The organism is Haloferula chungangensis (assembly GCF_042664875.1).
Lineage (GTDB): Bacteria > Verrucomicrobiota > Verrucomicrobiia > Verrucomicrobiales > Akkermansiaceae > Haloferula > Haloferula chungangensis.
Genome location: NZ_JBHTBS010000005.1, coordinates 134,547 through 155,224 on the forward strand (window position 1 = coordinate 134,547; position 20,678 = coordinate 155,224).

The 20,678-nt window shown below is 58.0% G+C and carries 10 protein-coding genes; 5 read left to right on the top strand and 5 right to left on the bottom strand.

Translation table 11 applies throughout. From position 1 onward, the window contains the following. Positions 1-43 precede the first annotated feature (43 nt). Complete coding sequence (locus ACFQY0_RS11435) at positions 44-1,918, bottom strand: glycoside hydrolase family 97 protein (protein WP_379712428.1); 1,875 nt, start codon at positions 1,916-1,918, stop codon at positions 44-46. A 415-nt stretch (positions 1,919-2,333) separates the two neighbouring features. Between ACFQY0_RS11435 and ACFQY0_RS11440 the strand changes: the two genes are divergently transcribed. Further along, a complete protein-coding gene (locus ACFQY0_RS11440; protein ID WP_379712430.1) occupies positions 2,334-3,134 on the top strand; it encodes a PEP-CTERM sorting domain-containing protein in 801 nt (266 codons plus the stop codon). A gap of 278 nt (positions 3,135-3,412) precedes the next feature. On the opposite strand, the gene ACFQY0_RS11445 is transcribed toward ACFQY0_RS11440, so the two are convergent. Beyond that, positions 3,413-5,167, bottom strand: coding sequence for an alpha-L-fucosidase (locus ACFQY0_RS11445; protein ID WP_379712432.1), 1,755 nt, complete (start codon positions 5,165-5,167; stop codon positions 3,413-3,415). A 592-nt stretch (positions 5,168-5,759) separates the two neighbouring features. Here ACFQY0_RS11445 and ACFQY0_RS11450 point away from each other — a divergent pair. Together ACFQY0_RS11450 and ACFQY0_RS11455 are read left to right on the top strand one after the other, a co-directional pair. Next, positions 5,760-7,940: a LamG domain-containing protein gene (locus tag ACFQY0_RS11450; protein ID WP_379712434.1), complete on the top strand. Its 2,181-nt coding sequence runs from the start codon at positions 5,760-5,762 to the stop codon at positions 7,938-7,940. A 198-nt stretch (positions 7,941-8,138) separates the two neighbouring features. After that, entirely contained in the window at positions 8,139-13,646 is a 5,508-nt protein-coding gene (locus ACFQY0_RS11455; RefSeq protein WP_379712436.1) for a lamin tail domain-containing protein, read from the top strand. Positions 13,647-13,665: 19 nt separating this feature from the next. Here ACFQY0_RS11455 and ACFQY0_RS11460 read toward each other — a convergent pair whose 3' ends face one another. Beyond that, positions 13,666-14,967, bottom strand: a complete 1,302-nt coding sequence (locus tag ACFQY0_RS11460; protein WP_379712438.1) for a DUF6607 family protein — start codon at positions 14,965-14,967, stop codon at positions 13,666-13,668. A 197-nt stretch (positions 14,968-15,164) separates the two neighbouring features. Here ACFQY0_RS11460 and ACFQY0_RS11465 point away from each other — a divergent pair, with 197 nt between their 5' ends. Then, positions 15,165-15,956 (top strand): protein-disulfide reductase DsbD domain-containing protein, encoded by a 792-nt coding sequence (locus ACFQY0_RS11465; protein ID WP_379712440.1) that lies wholly within the window; start codon positions 15,165-15,167, stop codon positions 15,954-15,956. A gap of 67 nt (positions 15,957-16,023) precedes the next feature. After that, entirely contained in the window at positions 16,024-16,617 is a 594-nt protein-coding gene (locus ACFQY0_RS11470; RefSeq protein ID WP_379712442.1) for a thioredoxin family protein, read from the top strand. Between the two features lie 125 nt (positions 16,618-16,742). On the opposite strand, the gene ACFQY0_RS11475 is transcribed toward ACFQY0_RS11470, so the two are convergent. Together ACFQY0_RS11475 and ACFQY0_RS11480 are read right to left on the bottom strand one after the other, a co-directional pair. Continuing rightward, positions 16,743-17,243 (bottom strand): hypothetical protein, encoded by a 501-nt coding sequence (locus ACFQY0_RS11475; RefSeq protein ID WP_379712444.1) that lies wholly within the window; start codon positions 17,241-17,243, stop codon positions 16,743-16,745. A 147-nt stretch (positions 17,244-17,390) separates the two neighbouring features. Next, the gene (locus ACFQY0_RS11480; protein WP_379712446.1) at positions 17,391-20,675 is read right to left on the bottom strand and encodes a sulfatase-like hydrolase/transferase; all 3,285 of its coding nucleotides are present in this window, start codon (positions 20,673-20,675) and stop codon (positions 17,391-17,393) included. Between the last annotated feature and the right edge of the window lie 3 nt (positions 20,676-20,678).

The window sequence follows — 20,678 nt, forward strand, 5'->3', positions numbered from 1 at the left end:
CCAGAGCTGCGGCGAGAGGAGCGAAAGTCCGCGGTTCTTTTAGTTACTCAGCCGGCGTCAAAATGATCGCCTGACCGCCGTTGTGGGCCATGTCAGCGGTGATGGTGGACTCGGAAGTGACTTCTTGGGTTGTGTTGGAGACCTTTTTTGAATCGCTGCCGTCAGGGAACTCGTCGGACTTGATGTTGGCGCTGTATTTCACGCCCGGCTTGAGGAAATCGAGTTTGATCTCAAGCTTGCGCGGCTCTCCGGCGTTCATCGTACCAACGAACCATTTGTCGCCGCTGCGGCGGGCGATGGAGACGAATTTTTCCATCTCACCGTGGAGTACCTTGGTGTCGTCCCAGGTCGTCGGGACCTGCTTGAAGACGTCGAGTTCCGGCTCATTCTTGAACTGCGAGGGCTTGTCATACCAGAAGATCAGCTGGATCGGGCTGTAGTAAACGATCGAGGCGGCGAGCTGGTGGGCGCGGGTGCTGTGAATACGAGGGCTGTAGTAGCAAACCGTGTAGTCGGCAGCGCCGCAGAGGAAGCGGGTGAATGGCAGCAGGACGTTGTCCTTCGGGGTGGGCATTTCCTCGTTGCCGTGGATGCCTTCCTGGGTGAGCAGGTTCGGGTAGGTGCGGCTCCAGCCGGTCGGGCGGTAGTCGTCGTGGATGTCGACGATCATCTTGTAGTCGGCGCACTTTTTGACGGAGTCATGAACCCACTTCGTCCACTCCTGAGTGCCGATCTGGACAAAGCCGAACTTGATCCCTGCGACGCCCCATTTCTGGAACAGCGGGAGGAGTTCATCGAGTTGTTGCTCCAAGGCGCGGCGGTTGACGTAGAGGATGGTGCCGATGCCGTGCTCTTTGCCGTAGTCGATGACCGCCTGCATATCGAGTTCACCGCTGTAGCGGGCGGGATCGATGGTGACGGTGGTGGCGTCGGACTTGCTGTCGTTCTCCGGGCCGTACCAGCCAGCGTCGATGAGGATGTGGGCGGCGCCCATCTTCTTCGCCCAGTCGACGGTTTTCTTGGCGGTCTCGGTATTGAGTTCGGTGCGAATCACTTTGCCGGGACGGATCCACGAGGTGTCCTCGATGGCGCAGGGGTCGTTGAGGTTGACGAGGAGGTCGTTATGTTCGAGCAGTTCGCCTGGGGTCTCGCCGATCATCGCGTAGCGCCACGGGGTGCTGTAGGGGCCTTTCGCCACGACCTCGCTGCCGAGCCGGATGCCGAAGGTGTTGTCGCCCGTGGTGTCGAAACGCAGACGGGCGTAGTCGACGAGGCGGGCTTCGCCGAGGGCGACGAAGGGGCTGGCTTCGACGACCAGTGGGCGTTCGATGTTGTCGCCGGCCTTGGAAATGGGAACGCGGCGATAGACGGCCTGCGGATCTTTGGTGTCCCAGCAGAAATGATCGCCGGCGAAGCGGAACTGGCTGAGTTCCTTGGTGATGGTGAAGCTGCCGGCTTGCTCGGGAAGCGTGTAGCAGAAGGCGACCCCTTCGTCGTAGGCGCGGAAGGTGATCTGTAGGGCGGATTTGTCGCCCTGGCTGAGGTCGATGACCAGCTGGTTGTAGTGATCCTGGATTTCGCTGCGTTCGCCAACGAAGGGTTTCCAGGTTTCGTTGTGGCTGCTGGTGGAGGTGTTGGCGATGGCAAAGCTGTTAGAGAGATCGGCGTCGCCTTTCAGCTCGAGACCGAGTGCGGAGTCGAGAATGAGTGGTTTGCCGTCGTAGCTGACTGAATAGCGTGGAGCACCCTGGTCGGATAGCGAGAAGGATGCGGCGATCTTTCCGTTTGGCGAGGAAAGGGTCGAGGGGGCGGCACTGGCCTCGTCGGCCTGAAGGAGGCCGATGCTTGAAGTGGAGATCGAGAAGACGAGTAGCTTGTGGACGGGTGTCATAAATGGCTTAAGTGAAATGGAATGCATGTTGGTGTGGAGAGCTGGGATCGGAAAGGGACTCAATAGGTCACCATGGTTTGCAGCAGGGCTTTCCCATGGTCAGAAATGACGCGGGATCCGTCAACGGCCGTCCAGCCGACGCCGTGCGGCTCAACTGGAGGCACGCACATCCGAGCCCAACCCGCCTTCGCTATCCACAAGGTCCATCGGCTGCGAGTTGAGCAGCTGCGAATGCTCCAGGCAGCGTGTCGCCGGGAGCCAACGAGGGAGCCGGGCTGAAACGCTCCCCGTCAGAGCGACCCCAAAAAAATGTGGATGTCCTGTCCCAATTTCATCATGGGCCGCGAACAGGTGGGCAGGATCGGTCTGTTTTCAGATTTTTCCTGCGTGGGGAGTGCCAAGTCGCCTCCCTCAGCGTCCTCAAATCCATCAATATTAACCTATGAAAAAGCTCCACCTATCGATTGCTTCCGCCTTGTGCCTCCCTGCGTTTCACGCAAATGCCATGGTGCTGTATACCCACACATTTGACGAAGTCGCCAATGACAGCACGCCCGCGCTTCAAGGGTTTTCCAATAATGTCAATGGAGTATTTGATCTCACAACCGGTGTGGTTGGCGGGTCCGGTACGATTGCGACAGGATTCAATACGGTGTCTTCTCTGGATCTCAGTGCTCACTCCGAGTTCACCGTCGCATTCTATGTGGAAAACAACGCCAGTGGAGTTGCCACTTCCGGGACTAACGGAGCCTTCTTCGGGATCACGAGTTCCCCAAACTCTAACAACATCGATGGATCCGCACTCTACAACAATGCCGGGAACACTGATGGACCGGCCATAGGTCTCCAGGTGGGAACCGGGCGATCTGCGCCAGGTGGTAGTCTCAGCGCAGACTACTCTTTTGATATGGCGAATGGCAACGGAAGCTTCACCGATCTCAGCAATGCGTTCATTGATGACACGACCGATGGTTATTCCATCTTCGTCAAATACGCAGATGCGGGCCTTGACACTACCGCGGTGACGATCACTTCAGTCGGTTTGGAGACTGAATTGAACTTCAGTACTACTCAGGCCATTGCTTATTCCACCTTCTCAAGTGCGGTGACCCCAAACGTTTCGGCCCAAGGGGGAGCGATCGACTTGAGCAGGATCGAGATCACCACCATCCCTGAGCCGTCGATCATGGCGCTTGGAAGCATCGGCCTGCTTGGCCTGCTGAGACGCCGCCGCGTCTCCTGAACGGCTTGAGAGGATGACGTTTTCAGACCGCTCCAGAGGCTCCCTGCCCGGGCATCCAAACCGATCGGGCTGATCTCGGTTCCAGAGTTCTCTGAATGGCGACCATCCCCCGCGAGGAGTTCTTCTCCTTGCCGACCTTTAGGCCAGGATTCTTCTTCTGAGGGATTCTGGCCTTAATTTTTTCCATTTCAGGCGTCCCACGCTCTAGGGCACAAAAAAGCGTGGGCCTGGGACGCTCATGAAAGCGCCGCAAGCCCACGCGGTATGGAATGCGGGTCTTACTTCTTCTTCAGCTCAACTCCGCGCAGGTTGATTGGATTCCAGTTCTTGCCGTCGGGCTTGAAGCGGATGTTGAGGTTGCCGGTGCTGTTGACCGAGAAGGAGCCGAGTGACTGCTTTTCGTAGTTGCCATAGCCACCTGTGGCCTTGGCGGAAGCTTTGATGGTTTCGCCATTCACGGTGAAGCTCAGCTTGCTGTCCTTCTCGAGAGCAATCTCGGCGATGACTTCAAAGGTCGCGGGCTCGGCGAGCTTGAAGTCCCACTCGACGGTGGCCTCCTTGTCGGTCCAGAGGCCGATGTTCCATGGGTCGTCCCCGCGGTCTTGGAGGGCGGCATTCTGGCTGCCTTCGTTGTTGTGGATGTAGGCGTCCTCGGCGAGCAGGGTGACGCTGCCGTCCTTGTTCTGCTTGATGCCGGTGTCTTCGATCTCAATTTGGCCGCCGACTTCGACGGTGATCACGCTGTTGATCGCGTTGGGGGCCTTTTCCGGGACGGAAATGATGGTGCCGGAATCATCCTGAGTGACCTTGAGCTGCTTCCAGTCGGACATCAGGTAGGCCTGTTTGATCTCGTTCTTCAGGCCGGGGATGACGAGCTTGCCATCGCTTGGCCAGTCGAAGACGTGGAAGTAGAGCGTGGTGCCCTTGGCAAACTCCTTTTTGGTGCAGCGACCGAAGTCGAGCTTCTTGAAGGGGCTGGCGGTGGTGCCGTAGATCGAGTCGCTGTAGGTTCTCATCCATTCGCCGATCTCCTTGAGGCGCTCCTGAGCCTGCGGCAGGATCACGCCTTCGCCGGTTGGCGAGACGTTGAGCAGGTAGTTGCCGCCCTTGTGGGCGATGTCGGCGAGGTTGCGGATCAGTTCTTTGGTCGATTTGAAGGCATTGTCGCCTTTTTTATAGCCCCAGCTGCCGCTGATGGGCATGCAGACCTCCCATGCCTGATCGACCGGTCCGCGGTCGGGGATGTGGCGCTCGAAGGTTTTGTGGTCGCCAGGGTAGTCCTTGCCGAGACGGTCGTTGGTGATGATGCCGGGCTGAAGCGAGGAGAGGGAGTAGATGTTCTCGAATGCCTCCGGGCTCATGTCGCGTGGGGTGTCCCACCACAGAATTGAGATCGGGCCGTATTCGGTGAGCAGTTGTTTCACTTCGGGAATGACCTTTTCATTCACGTAAACGTCGGAGCTGACCTTCTTCATGCTCTTGTCCCAGTTGTTGCCGAAGCCACCGGGGTGATGCCAGTCCTGGGCCTGGGAGTAGTAGAATCCGAAGCGCAGGCCCTGCTCGTTGCAGGCGCGTGAGAGTTCCTTCATGATGTCGCGATTGAAGGGAGTGGCGTCGAAGACGTCATACTCGCCCCACACCGAGTCAAACATCGAAAACCCGTCGTGGTGCTTGGCGGTGATGACCATATACTTCATGCCGGCGTCCTTGGCCATTTTGACGAAGTTGTCGGCGTCGAATTTGGTCGGGTTGAACTGCTCGGCATACTTGCTGTATTCGGCGATTGGCACCTTGCCGCGGCACATCATCCACTCAGCGCTGTTCGGGAGGTCCTGGCCCTTGTACTGGCCGCCAACGACCGAATAGATGCCCCAGTGGATGAACATGCCGAATTTGGCTTCATGCCACCAGTCCATGTGGTGGTCCTCCTGGGCTGGGTTTGGCTGCGGCGATGCCTTGGCCGATTCATCGGCCGGAGCGAGGGTCGGTGCCAGCAGTGCGGCTGCGGTCGCGAAGGTTGCGAGGTTTTTCATGTGTTTAAGGGAGTGTCGGTTTAAGAGCTAGGGTCGGATGACGATAGTGATGCTGTCGGGTGCCATCCGTCAGGGAATCGTAACGCCCTTGGCGGTTGGTTCGAGCTTGGTGCCCTAGCCGGAATTGGCGAGGGAACTCGCAGCACCAACCATTTCTTTCACGGTTGAGATCGTAAACGGACCCTTTGTCAGGTTGATCTGGTGAACAACCGCTGGGGGGAGGTCGCTCGGAGCGGAGCAAGGGTGCTTTGACGACCATCGGCAGGTCGGATCGACCAATTCCGTCCTCAGGAGGGCGGCGGGCAGATCCTTCCGTGAATGCCGGCACGATTCGAAAGTCAACAGGGTGAATTGCCGGACTCTTGTGCCCGTTATTTCGACAAAATAGTTTTCTGCGAGGATTGGTATGAGGTGGGAAACAGTGGAGGGGTTCGTTGAGTGATTTTCGGGCACCTGTCAGCTGCTGCTTCGCCGCTGAGTGCCTGATTCTCAAACCAAAAACCAAAGTCCAGTTGTCGGGCCGACTGCGGCCGGGCTGGATCTGCGACCGCTCGTGGGACGAGTTGGGAGCAAAAAAACCACGTAATTATTAATGAAAACCACCAAACCCTTAATCCTGACACTGGCAACTTTCCTGCCGGTGATCACCGCAAGCGGACAAATAGAAACCGACCTCATTGGCTACTGGGAGTTTGAGGACGATCTTACAGAGACCTCGGGCGCCCATGAAGCAGGGCTGCATGATGGTGAATGGAATGTGGAGGCCGGGACCTTCTCGGCAGGTCCCAGTGTCAATTTCGGGCAAGCCCTTGACCTTTCCGGTGGAGACTTCGGAGTTCGGGTGAAAAACTCCGCGAACAGCGAGACAGGCTACGTCGGAACCTTTGATGCGGATATCAACACCGCGAATGCGATGTCGGTTTCCTTCTGGGTGAATGGGGGATTGGGACGATGGAGCCCGGTCGTCAGCAAGTTTGGCGAGAATGACGCCACCAACGGTCACGGTGGCTGGCAGGTCCGAAGGCAGAACAACAACGCGGCGATGACTTACACGCTGCGGAATACCACCGGAACCGAAGATCCTCTCGGCAGCAACACGGCGGCCACTGCCAGTGGGTGGAGGCACGTTGTCGCCGTCTGGGATGGCAGTGGTACTGGAACCAGAAGAATCTTCATTGATGGCGTGGAAGACACGGCCTTTGCGAACGCAGCAGGCGCCACCGACACCTCCTCGGGTGGCCCGGGGGATGCCGTCGATAAATTCCTGACCTTTGGAATGCGTGACAATGGTGTGGGAGGATTGACGAGCTTCCTGAATGGCCAGATCGACGATGTGGCCATTTGGAGCCGAGCCTTGACTCAATCCGAAGTGGTTTTGCTCGCCAGCAATCCTCTATCGGAAATCATCGGTCAGGCGGATACGGACGGGGACGGATTGCTCGATAACGATGAGATCAATATCCATGGTACCAATCCCAATGAGCCCGACACGGATTTTGATGGAGTCAATGACTTCGAGGAGATTGTAAATGGTAGTGATGCCCTCAATGATAACGACTTCGATGGTGACGGATTAACCAACCTGCAAGAGACCTCAGGATCGGCAAACCCTTGGACAGGCTCGAGCCTCGGAACTCCGAATGGCGACCCTACGGACTGGGCTTCCGCGGATAGTGACCTCGACGGGATCCCCGATGGTGAGGAAGTCGTTGTTGGGGCCGACACATTTTTGACGAATCCCAACGACCCGGATACCGACGCCGATGGATTTGCTGATGGCACGGAAGCTCTCACCACGCCGGGTACGGACCCCACCAACGATTCGGATTATCCGACCGAATGGCTGCGAGGCCTCTATGGCTACTGGCAATTTGATGGTGATTTGACGGATTCCGCGTTCCTGGGACTTGATGGAGTGATGCTCGGTGACAGTGACATCGAGTACTACGCTGAGGGACAGTTCGGCGAAGCGATTGATCTGGAAAAGGTAAGCAATCAGCGCGTCGAGGTTTCCGGAGACGAGAACTACTTCGATATTGTTGGTGGTGACATCACGGTTTCTGCCTGGGTTCAGGTGGAAGCCTTCAATGACCAATGGCAGGCGATCGTGGCGAAAGGCGAGAGCACTTGGCGCTTGGCACGGCGTCACACCACCAATGGAGCCGCATTTGCTGCAGGCACCAGCGGTGACGCTCCTGCATCAAATGACACCGCCAACGCCAATTCGATCAATGACGGCGGTTGGCACCACCTGGTGGGTGTGGCTGAAGCGGGGGTTGGCATTAGCCTTTACCTTGATGGCTACCTTGTGGAATTCCGGAGCAACGCGATTCCCAATCCTCGCGATACGGTGGGGTCGGTCCTCATTGGAGCAAATCCGGACACGCTTCGTTCCTGGAATGGCAACATCGATGACGTGGCCATCTGGAAGCGCAAGCTGACTCCAGAGGAAATCTATGAGGTCTATGGCAATGGAGAAAATGTCGAATACCTCATCGCCAACGATGTAACACCGGGACCCATCCCGGACCGGGAAGTCGTCATCGAATCCGTCGGTTTCGATGAATACGGCAACTTCAATCTGGAAGTTTCGGGTCTGACGGCAACGAAGTCCTACGAGATGAGAATGACCGAGCTTCTCGACGGGACTGATTGGTACACCGTGGACGGGCCTTATACCGGGGAAACAACGCGGGTCTTCACGGACTACGATCCAACCGCCTATTCTCCGAAAGCGTTCTATCAGATCTTCGAGGTCGTCGAAGAACCCTGAGATCCTCTCAGAATTGCAGACATACCATTCCAAAGGGCCTCCGGATTAGGAGGCCCTTTTTCCCGTGCCAGCGGACAAGGGGATGAGGCAGATGCCACCCGGTCCCGCTGGCTGTCAATTTGATGCCAAGTAATTGGGCTCTTCCAGCGTTCTTTGGAAAGCCCGCCAAACCCATCGCCGCCAAGGCGCACCCCTCCTATGAACCCACTTGCAAGATGCCTTCTCCTCGCGTCATCCCTGACGTCATCCGTATTAGCCGACTCGCTGGTCGGCTACTGGAAAATGGAGTCCGCTAACGGATCGGTCGTCCAGGATTCCGCGACCGCCGGATCGAGCAACGACGCGGCCACATGGGTTGGTGCGGCGAACTACTCGCCCGGAGTATTTGGCCAGGGCCTGCGGCTTACCGGTTCGAACTTTCTCGATATTGCCGATAGTGACGACACCCGCAGGCGGCAGCAGGATCTCACCGTTTCCGTGTGGATTCAGGTCGATTCGTGGGATACCGCATGGCAGGCGGTGCTCGCCAAAGGCGACAGTGACGAATACCGTATCGCCCGCCGCAGTTCCCATTCATCGGATATTTCCTACTACGGGGGAGGGGGGGATATCTACGGTGGCAGTGTCAACGACGGCCAGTGGCACCACATTCTTGCGGTCACCGACAACGATTCGGAAGCCCGGCTTTACGTCGACGGTGCGCTGGTCGCCACCGATTCCAACGATCCAGAACTCGACGAAGAACGTCGAGGGCGCGATCGGTTATCCTTACTCATCGGCGCCAATCCAGGCGTTGACAGTCTGCGGCAGTGGAAGGGAGGGATCGATGATGTCGGCATTTTCGATGAACCTTTCAACGATGCCGAAGCCGCCAGCCTCTACTCTCTCGCCACCGATTCCCGCTTTCGCTACGATCTCGGCACCTTCAATCAATTGCGCAATCATCACGCTGCCGGGGCCGGTGGAGGGGCCTTGGACATTGGCGACGCATCGTGGACCTATGCCGCATCCGATCCAGGAAATGGCGCATCCTTCTTCGCCTTTTCCGAAGCGGGTAGCGGTCTCGTTTCATCTCCGTTGGAGATCGATGCGTTCAGCGCCACTCCCTCGTATATATCCAGCGGTCAGAGCAGCGTGCTCCAGTGGAACGCCGTCGGTTTCCATGGCCTGACGATTTCGGGAGGCGCGAACCCGGTCGATGTCACCGGTCAGAATTCCCTGACGGTTTCGCCCACCACGACCACCACCTACACGCTCACTGGAGCCACTGCTTCAGGAAGCGCCACGGCAACTACGACAGTCTACGTCGATGTGCCTCCTACGATCGATCTGAGCTCAAACTCGGAATTTACTCCCAGCGGTTCCTCGGCGACCCTTCAGTGGATTAGCGCCGGAGCCACCACCATCTCGATTGACAAGGGTATCGGCGATGTCCTTCCGAATACCGATGACTCCGGCAATGGCAGTCTTGTGGTGGAATCGATCAACGCCACCACCACCTATACCATTACCGCGAGCAATTCGGCTGGCACGGCCAGCGACTCGGTGACGATCACTACGGGTGAGTTGCCCGTTGTGGATTCCTTTGCCATCGACAATGCCAGCCCGGTGCCTGAGTCCAGCGTGGGACTTTCCTGGTCTGTTCGGGGCGCGGATTCCGTGGCGATCAGCCCCGAGGTCGGTTCGGTCGATCCGGTTTCCGGAACGGTCAGCACCACTCCCGCACGCACCACCACCTACACGCTCACTGCCACCAACGCCTTCGGTTCGAGCAGCGCGAATGTTACCGCCACGCTGCTCATGGGTATCGGCATCGATGCCGACATGTGGACCGTCGTGCACCGGACTTCCACCGGGACAATTACGAATCTGGCTGCTGCCGACGCACTGCTTGCCGGCTCGAATGTGGCGGCGGAGACCTCCGTCAGCATGGTCCGGGAAATCAACTACGGACCGGGCAACTCAGGGGAATTTCCGGGCGACGTCCTTCCGCCACTCGGCGGCGATCTCGATCATTATGTTTTGCGGGCCACTGCCAATCTCATCGTCAATATTCCAGGCGAGTATACTTTCGGGATCAACAATGACGACGGCGGCCGACTTCGAATTAATGGCGAGAATGTCATCGTCGACGACAACACCCACGGCCCGTTCACGAGCAACGGCACCATGCTTCTGCCGGTCGGAATCCATACCATCGAATACGTCTATTTCGAGGCCACGGGCGGGGATGCCGGCGAGGTGTTTTTCCTGGATGGCGGCAACATCAATTCCCAGTTCGGGGTAACGGGCGAGCAGGCGCCCCTCGAGACCGAAACGGTCATCATCAACGAGTTCATGGCGGACAACGACAACACCCTGGATGATGCCGAGGGTGATGCCTCGGACTGGATCGAGCTTTATAATGGGACAGGCAGCACCGTGGATCTCGCGGGTTACTATCTCACTGATAACGAGTCCAAGCCCGACAAGTATGCCCTTCCGTCCTTCCTCCTGGAGCACGGGCACTATCTGGTGATTTTCGCATCCTCCAAGGACACCGTCTTTGGCGATGACGAATTTCACGCCAACTTCAGTCTCTCCTCCAGCGGTGAATATCTGGGCCTCTACAAGGACGACGGGTCAGGAGGCTTCGACCTTGTCCATGATTTCCGCCCAGCCTATCCGCCTCAGGAAGAAGATGCCTCCTACGGTAGTTGGGGTGAGGCGCAGGAGGTCGGCTACATGCCGACGCCCACTCCCGGCAGCTCGAATTTCGGAGGCGTTCAAGGCTTCCTGGGCGACACTCACTTCGATGTCGATCGCGGCCTGTTTTATGCACCATTTGATCTCGTCATCAGCAAGGATCACCCCGATGCGGTGATCCGCTTTACCACCGATGGTTCCGAGCCCACGAGAAATCACGGCGAGATCTATTCCTCACCGATTCAGATATCGAAGACCACGGTCGTCCGAGCCGCTGCGTTCCTCGATGGCTTCGCGCCCACCAATGTTGACACCCAGACCTATATCTTCCCGAACGACGTTGCGACCCAGGACCAGAGCTACGCCGAAGCCCTTGGCTTCCCGGGCGACTCGGTCAACGGTCAGGTTTACGAATACGGAATGAACGGCGGTAGCGTCACCCATCAGGACATCGTCGCGGGTCTCACCGATATCCCGACGATTTCCCTGGTCATGGAGCAGGATGATTTTTCATCCGCCGCCCAGGGGATCAATTCCAATGCGTCCAAGCGTGGCACCGGCTGGGAGCGTCCCTGCTCGGTGGAGTTACTCAATGAAAGTGGTCAGGGGGTCGGTCAGTTCCAGATGGAGTGTGGCGTCCGAATTCGCGGCGGAGCCAGCCGTAGTAGCAGCAATCCCAAGCATGCTTTCCGATTGTATTTCAGGAACGAATACGAAGGGGATCTGAGATACCCGATTTTCCAGGACGAGGGGGCGTCCCGTTTCGAAAGGCTCGATCTGCGCACGGCCCAGAACTATTCGTGGTCGAAGGATAACTCGGATCAGAACACCTTCCTGCGCGAGGTTCACGGACGTGACGCCCAACGCGACATGGGCCAGCCCTACACCCGGAGTCGATACTACCAACTCTACATCAACGGTGTCTACTGGGGCCTCTTCATGAGTCAGGAACGTGCCGAAGCCTTCTTTGGAGAGACCTATCTCGGGGGGGATGAGGACGATTACGATGTCATCAAGTCTGCCGCCAGTGAAGCCAACTACACCACGGAAGCGACGGATGGAGATCTCAACGGTGCCTGGTATGACCTCTGGACAAAAGTCCGTGCCTTGCGGGCCAGTCCGACTGACAACAGCGCCTATTTCGCCATGCAGGGCCTCGCCCCCGATGGGGTCTCGCCCCATCCGGATCTCGCCAATAATCCGGACCTGCTGGAGGTCGACAACCTGATCGACTACCTCATCGCCATCTTCTACACCGGCAACTACGACGCACCGCTTTCGACATTCGTCAGATCATCTAACAACTGGTTTGCGATGCGAGACCGCAAAGGCTCCGACGGATTCCGTTTCTTCGTCCACGACGGCGAGCATTCGATGGGTGCGGGAAATGGCGCGCGCGTCGATGACAGTGATGATCGACTCGGACCTTGGGGCGACAGCTACACTGACCGTCCGCCTTCGGACTTTACCCGCAGCAATCCCCAGTATCTCCACGAAGATCTTGCGTGGAACGAGGAGTACCGCCTGGCCTTCGCGGACCGAGTGCATAAACACCTCTTCAACAATGGTGCATTTGCCGATGCCTCCGCGCTTGATCGCGTCGACGAGCGCTACCAAAGCATCACCGAGGCCATCAATTCGGAGCTCGCCCGATGGGGTGGCGATTTCACCTACAACACCTGGCTCAATGCCCATCAGAAGGTCCTGGATTTCATCAATGCCGGCGTGAGCGGTCAAACCAGCGGCATCGGCCGAAACGCCACGCTCATCGCGCAACTTAGGGCCTACGATCATGATGGAGCCAAACCTCTTTATCCGGCCATCGACGCCCCGGTGTATTCGAAGAATGGCGGCTCAGTTCCTGCCGGATTCTCCCTCGGCATCACCAATCCGAATGCTTCCGGTGGCACGGTTTACTACACCACGGATGGCTCCGATCCCCGGCTTGTCGGCGGTTCCATTCATCCGAATGCGGAGGTTTCTACCGGCTCGCTGACGCTGACGCAAAGTGGCAGTGTCAAAGCCCGCGTCTATGATGCCTCCAGCTCGACATGGAGCGCCCTCAACGATTTTGAGTTCATCGTCGGAGTCGCTGGGTCCGCCGGGAATCTTGTCGTGTCCGAACTTCACTATCATCCCCGCGGCACAGCGCAGGACACCTCGACGAACAAGGACGACTACGAGTTTATCGAACTGCTCAACCTCTCCGAGAGCCACACCATCGAGCTCACCGGAACGCGCTTTTCCGACGGTATCATTTTCGACTTCACCGGAAGCAATGTCATCCAACTCGGACCAGGCGAGCGCCTGGTGGTCGTAAGTAACCTGGAGGCATTCACTAATCGTTATCCCGGGGTTTCCGCTTCGCTCATCGCAGGGGAGTATACCGGCAATCTCGACAACTCGGGAGAACGCATCACTCTGCTGGATTCCACCGACTCCGTCATCAAGGACTTCAGCTACGGCGACGACTTGCCCTGGCCGAGCGATGCGGACGGGGCGGGGTATAGCCTGGTGCTCAATACCGGGGCGACGAATCCGGACCACGACATCGCCACCCATTGGCGCTCCCACTCCGATATTCATGGCAATCCCGGTGGTCCGGACGGCATCACTTGGGACGATTGGTTTGCGGCTCAGGGTCTCGACGGAGATCCTGATTCCGATGCCGACGGTGATACGGTGAGCGACCTCTTCGAATATGCGGGTGGCACTGATCCGAACAATCCTGCCAATGGGAAACCACTCAGTTTCCGGTATGCCAGCTTCTATGTGGACGGCCAGTTCCAGGATTTCCTGACGGTCACCATCCGCCGGAACCTGATGGCCGGCGACATCCTGTTCTACCCGGAAATTTCAGCCGATCTCCACAGCTGGTCATCTTCCGAGACCGACCTGGTCATGATGGAGGCCGTCAATCAGAACGACGGCACCGAGCTCGTCACCTGGCGGGCTGCGGAGCCGATCGATAAAGTGGGGCAGGAACAGCGCTTCATCCGTCTGCGCATCGACAATCAGTGAGAGCGCATCGTAGGTGAGCCTATTCCTCGGGTCGCTCGATGAAGCGGTCGATGATCGTCAGGGCTTCTTTGATGAGCTTCTGTTCCTGCTTTTTATCGATCTCACCGTCTTCCAATTGGCCGGCGAGCGCGAAGAGGTGGGCAAACATCGGCTTGTCATCGACATCTTTGCGTAGCCGCACCGGAGCCTTGTCTTCGAGTACCGCATCCCACTTCCTTCTAACAGCTGACCAGAATGCTGAGGTGGCTTTCCAGTATTCGTGAGCCGGGGCGAGCGATGGGCTGCTGATGCGCTCATAGCGGTCGGCACCGAGTTCGTGGGCGATCACCTTCTCAATCTTGCCATTGTGGGCAACGATTTTGCGGTTGATCTGGGTGTGAAGCCAGCCGCTTGGAGTGACCGTGATTTCATGGTGCCCACCGAGCACGTTATAGTCGTCGCGCAGCGAAAATTCCCGTCGTGGCAGGGGACGCCAGAACGATCCGCTGCGAAACACGGAGATTCCGCCGCGGTGATCCCAACGACCCGTGGTCTCGTAGCGGGGCGAGTCGTCGACCTGATAGACAGCCTGACTCCATTGGCCTGACGAATTCTCTCGGATTTGGCTCTGCCAGGTGCGATCGCCCAGATAGCGGAAGGTTCGGCGGTCCTGATAGGTCCAGTCCTGTCGCCAGTGTTTCATCGTGAAGGGTCCCTGGATTTCGCCGGATTCATCGACGAACTCCATGACGAGAATGTGCTGGATCGAAATGAAATCAGGCTGGTCTTCGATCACAAAGGCACACTCGGTGGCCCATGAAAAATACGGGCGCGGTGGTGTGTAGGGAAAAGCAGAGGAGGCGGTTTCGATGAAATCGAAGCTGACTCGAAAGTCACCGGCAAGGGCGAGAATGGCACGGCGATCGCGCTCTTTCGGAGTGATGCCACGTTCCTGAATGCGGTAGAACGCCGGGTTGGCTTCGCTGGCGAGCGTCGTCTGGCTGCCCTGGGTCGTGCCCCCGCGGGGCTTCATCTTTTCCCAGCCGATGAATGGCCAGGAAAACGGATGGCCGATGGTCTCGGGACGGGGTTCTTCAGCAGCCTCATCCGACCCGGCAGGTTTGAGGGGGCGCTTCTTGGAAACTGCTTTTTCGGAAGGCTGCTTTTCTCCTTTCTTCCTCGGCTTCTTTGAATCGGATGCGACCTTCGGATCCTTTTCGATGGCGGCCGGCTTCGGCGGATTCTCCTGGGAGGTGCTGTTATGGGGAGGGTCGACGCTAGCCAGGAGAGAGCTGGTCAGAACCGCGAGATAGATGAGTGGGATGATGGATTTCTGAATCATGATTGTCGTGGGCTGGGCTAAATTGAGAAGCTTCATTAATGAGTGGGACGATGGCGATTCGTTCGTCCTTAGGAAAGTGGCATTCTGGTGATACGCAAGTTGGCGGTCGATCATTCGCGCCTTCGCGCGGGGGAAATGAGGACGCCCGATTTCAAGAAAGCAGTGGCATCGTCGGTCCTTCTGCGTACGATTTGCCTATGCTGAAGACGATGATCATTTCCGCCGCTCTATCCGGGATCGCATTCTCCGGGGTGAAGTCGGGGCATGCGGAGGCCGAACTTCTGGCCGCCACCGAGGACTACGCAGCCGGCCAGCCACTGCAGCTCGGCATTCGTTTGAAGATGGATGAAGGCTGGCATAGCTACTGGGTCAATCCCGGCGACGGCGGCATGGAAATGTCGGTCGATTGGACCTTGCCGGAAGGATGGAAGGCGGGTCCGCTGCAATACCCCGTGCCCATCCGCTTCATGACGGGTGATCTTCCAGGCTTTGGCTATGAGGATGAGGTTGTTCTGCCTGTTAGGCTGACTCCTGCGGTGGGGGCTTCCGGGCCGGCGACGATCCGCGTGGCCCTCTCATGGCTCACCTGCAGCGATTCGGCTTGTGTTCCAGGCAGCGCCGATCTCGAGCTCGTGCTGGCCCATGGAGCTGGCAAAGCGACAGGCAACCCGGCGATTTCAGCTGCCCTTGATCAGCTGCCAGAGAAACTTGAGGGCGCGGCGCTAGAGGTCACGACGCAGGAAAAAATGGCGATTTTAAAGGTGAGTCTGCCGGGATCTCTCGATGCGACCGGCTGCACGGTCTATCCCGCGACTCCTGAGGTGCTCGACATTGGAAAGGTGATCAAGCTGCGAAAGTCCGATGGTGGCTGGGAGGCCGAGGTGCCCCTCCACGAGTATGCGACGGGTGCTCCCTCGAAGCTTGATCTCGTTCTGACAGGTGGAAATCTGAGCCGCCCGCTGCTCCTTCAATGGTCGTCCGAACCGTGACACATTTGTCATTGGACAAGCGGCGAATGCCGCCCAAGTTGCTTCCTTGAACCTCTGAAATCCTATCATGAGAAAATACTGCATTGGTCTTCTCGGCGCCCTGACCATCGCCACCGCCAGCGCTGTTGAGCCCGGAGATAAGGCTCCCGGCTTTACACTCCAAAACACCAAAGGGGAGCAGGTCTCCCTGTCGGACTTCAAAGGCAAGCTCGTGGTGCTCGAATGGCTCAACTACGATTGCCCATTCGTCAAAAAGCATTACCAAAGTGGCAACATGCCGGCCCTTCAGGAAAAGTACACCGGCAAGGATGTCGTCTGGCTAGCCGTCAATTCGAACGCCGAGGGCAAGCAGGGTTACCTCCCTGCCGCAGAGCTCGGTGAGCGCTCGAAAAAGGAAGGCAGCAAGGCGACGGCAGTACTGCTTGATACCAGTGGCACGGTCGGCAAGTCCTACGGCGCAAAAACCACGCCCCACATGTTCGTGATCAGCAAGGACGGGGAAATCGCCTATGCTGGCGGCATCGATGATAAGAAAAGCACCCAGTCAGCGAGCCTTGAAGGCGCGACCAATTATGTGGCGAACGCTCTGGATGCTTTGATCGCCGGTAAGGAAGTGGAGACTCCGAAAGCTGCGCCTTACGGCTGTGGTGTGAAGTACTAGAACTCCGAAACCTCAATCGACCGGGTCGGTCCGCCACGGGGATCGGCCCTATTTTTTCGAATCACCGACGGCAGCGACTCAAGCAGGTCCGGCCTGCGGTGCCGGCCGCGGTTCCCGTCAGCCGATCAGCGGAGGCAGCCGAGGTAAATTTTGGTTTTCTTCACGTAGGCTGTCGGCGCCCACTTCTTGAACTTTGCAATCTGCTTGAGTGCCGATTCACGGCTTTCCTGAATTCCGGCAACAACGATGTAGTAGCCGGGTGTGAATCCATCGTAGGCATCGGATTTTTCCACGGATAGGAAGGCGGTTTGCGTATCGCCATCAGCCACATGAGTCATGTCGTAGCGTCTGGCGACATACCCGCCGGCGTAAACTTCATCATCGAAATCATCCGGGTAAATGAGTCCACGTTTCTCGTCGTAGACCCGGTCTTCCATGGAAAAGGGAACCTCGGAAGCCTTGGCAATCTTCTCGGCATCCTTGCGCGCGTCCGCGAAGATCTTATAAGCGGATAGAATCGCCACATGCCGCTCCTTCGTCATTGGCTCCTCCTCCTGCGCTTTCATCAGGGAAGGAAACAACAGGAAGGCGGTGAGCAGCATGGAAAGTTTGAAGGGGACATTCATGACCGCATTCCTGAGCCACTGCCCCCGCACCGTCAAACGAATCCGACTTCAGGGACTGGATATCAACGCTGAGCTTGTTCGAAGTCTCGGCCTGCGAGCTTCGGAATCCACGGGAGCCGTCGCCGATCTTCGAGGTGGTTCGTCGGGTTACTCTTCGCGAAGGGTGCGTAGCGAGTCAATCACCCGCGGCTCGCCGGTAGGCATCCGGGGGTTGTCAGGAAATGTTACGACCGCCTTCAGCGGTGCAGGCATGGCGGGAGCAGTGCACTTGATCCAATTCTGGTCGTCCTCACCATTGGGCTTGGACCGGGAGATGAAAGTGGCGACCTGGCCATTGATCGTGATTCGCTCGGGCCCCATCCGCATGTTGCGAGGCGCAGCTCTCGGGCCTCGGGTTCCGGAGAGTTCGATGAAGTAGGTGCTAAGGTCCCCTTTCGCGGGAGCGGAATCAGGATTTTTCAGGGATGCATCAATGGCAATGAGGGCTTCGTAGGCGGCGAAGTGGTCGTCACCTTCCGCCGGTGGCAGGCCGAGGGGCTCCTTCTCGTTCGGGTCAGACGAAATACGATACATCTCGTACTTCGAATGCTCGGAAGATGTTCTGGGATCGCCAAAGACGATCAGCTTGTAGTCCGGATGGAGTGACGAAATGATCGCGCGTCCATCTCTCTGGGACGAGGGGCTGCTGAAACGTTCGGAAACCACGGTCCGGGCCCCTGTATCGCGCCCTTGCAGGATCGGGACAAGACTCTGCGAGTCGATCTTCTCTCCCGGGCGGTTTGCTTCCGTCACATTGATCTGGGCCAGTTCGAGGATCGTGGAGAAGAGGTCGACACAGTGCACCGGGGCGTCGCTGGTTCCGGCTTCGGGAACATCGGGACCGGCGATCACCAATGGGACATGAATGCCGCCTTGATAGAGCGTGTCTTTGGCGTGTGCTCGTTCGAATGGAGCCTGGATGACCTGGGCTGGCGTTCCGTTGTCACCAATCAGGATCACGTTGGTTTTCTCAAGATCCACCGCTTTCAGCAGGCGGCCGATTTCGTGGTCGAGTGCTTCCAGGGAGGCTTCGTAGGCGTCGCGACGGTGGGCACGGACCACCTGTCCATCGTCGTCGGTCGGATATTCTTCATGACGCTGGAGCTCCTGAGGTGGGTTGTGGAAGGGGGAATGGGGCGCGTTGAAGCCGACCCATGCGAACCACGGTTTGTCCTGCTGTCGGGTGATGAAGTCGATCGTGTCGTTGACTTGGTCGGTCGTGGTGTAGGTGGCGATCGTGCCGAGGGAGCTGCCGTTCTTCGTTTTACTCCATTTGTAGTAATTCGAAACGCCGCCCCGCAGGAAGCCCGAGAACTCGGGCCAGCCACCAAGTTCGGCGGGGCCCTTGTCGCCACCTCCCAGATGCCATTTCCCGAATGATGCGAGCTGGTAGGGTGAGTTTGCTTTGGCAAAGACCTCAGGCAAGCTGAGTTCCTCGGCGGAAAGGGTGGCACGCATGGGGTTGCCGACACCGTGCCGGAATGGGTGCCGTCCGGTGAGAATGCTCGCGCGGGTGGGCGAGCAAACCGGTTGGGCGTAGGCATTGGTAAATTGAATGCCGCGCTCCGCCAGCGCTTCCAGATTTGGCATGGCCGGGAAACTGGCGCCAGGGCTCAGCTGCGGGGTGTTGTCGATCGGGCTGGAGTCGATACCCCAGTCATCAAGGATCAGCAGCAGGATGTTCCTCGGCGGAGCGATGACGAGCGCGTTCGTCGAGTGAATCTCCCGCGGGCTCGATCCGGGCTCGGAATGCCGGATCGTCGCCGGGTACTCGCCCGGCGGGAGCTGACTTTTGTCGAAGCTCAGACTGATCGTATCACCGCTGATAGATGTGATTTCAGCCTTAAGCCCGCCAACTCCAATGCTCGCGACTTCGTCAAGCGGCGGCAGTTCATCGAAAAGCGCCGTGAAGGTCGGAGCGGCTGACGACGATGGTGAAAAACCGCGATCGTCGAATGCATCGAGAGAAGTTCTAACACTTCTGAAGTGCGTGTCGGCCGGCTTCTTCAGCACGAGTTCGGCTTGCTTTCCGTCCGCAAGCTTCGTGGCGTCTTCAACGACCTTCCAGCTGTCCAGATTCCTGCTGCTTTCGATCTGATACTCTCCCCCTTCAGCACCGGTCCATGTGAGTGTGATGCTTTCGTCGTCCGTCTTGCTGACAGTGATCTCGGAGGTGATGTTCGGTCCTCCTTTGAAGAGAACCGTGCGATTTTCCGGAACGGATCGGACGTTTCCGCCGGTGACCTTGCCGAAAAAGTAGCGACCGATGTTGTAGGGAAAGACCGGTGTCCCGTGGGGATCGATGCAGCAGAAGTAAGCCCAGGTTCCTTCGGGGAAATCGGGCGTCACGCAGAAGCGGACGTTGTACTCGTTGAGATCGAAATCCTTGCCCTGAACCTTTCCAAGATCTCCGAGATAATCGTAGTCCTCAAGGTACTGGCCGAGCGGGTAGAGTGCCGGGTCAAGGTCCGGGCCGTACTGCGATTCGCGAAGGGGCCGGGCCCGTTCGGGCTCGTTGCGGATGATCCATGCAGGGAGCGACTTGCGGCCGGTGGCGGCGAGATTGGTGGAGCCGTTGGATCCATCACGCTTCTGATAGCCTGAAATCATGCGTCGAACCGGGCTGTCAGGATCCATCGGATCGGAATAGCCGTAGGGTCCGTAAAGCGGGATACCATCGAAGGCCCATCCGAGAATCGGCGAGTGATCGCCATTAGGGTTCTCGCGGTAGGTGTTGCTTGTGGCATCGTAGTCGACGGAGTCACCGAGCAGATGACGAAGTCCCGGAGGGTTCGCGTGGTAGTGATGGGTTCCTCCGGCTTGATGCGCGTTGGATGAGTCAAAGGTCGGGGACTCATTGACATAGGCGTCGCGATTCCAGATGCCGTCACCCCGGTTCCGCCGATCGCGGGGTCGGGCGTCGCGCTTCTCCGAGGCGATATAGGAAAAGGCGTCGCGAGAATCGAACATGGCGACGCCATCGACAAAGTATCCGATCGCCCCGAGGCCGGTTGGCGTCTTCGTGGATTCCTCCATTGTCGGACTGAGGGGAAAGCGGGCGGTCTGGGCGATGTTGACCGGGTAGTTGGGAAAGGGGCGACCGTTCTCGCCCTGCCATGGACCCATCACATGAAAGGCGAGACCTGAAGTTCGAATGTAAAGGTCATCGGCCGTAACGGCGATTTCACTCACTCCAGCATAGGTCGGGACCTCCTGACTAGTACCACTCGCGTGCTTCCAACTCGTAACGGAAGTACCCGATGATTCCTGAGAGGCTGTGGTGTAGACTCTTGCATACTGACCTGAGGGAGAAGTAAGCCACGAACTACGGATGGCTTGGGCGCACAGGACGGGGGAGGCCAGCAGGGCGAGGGTGATTGCGTAGGGTATCATGCT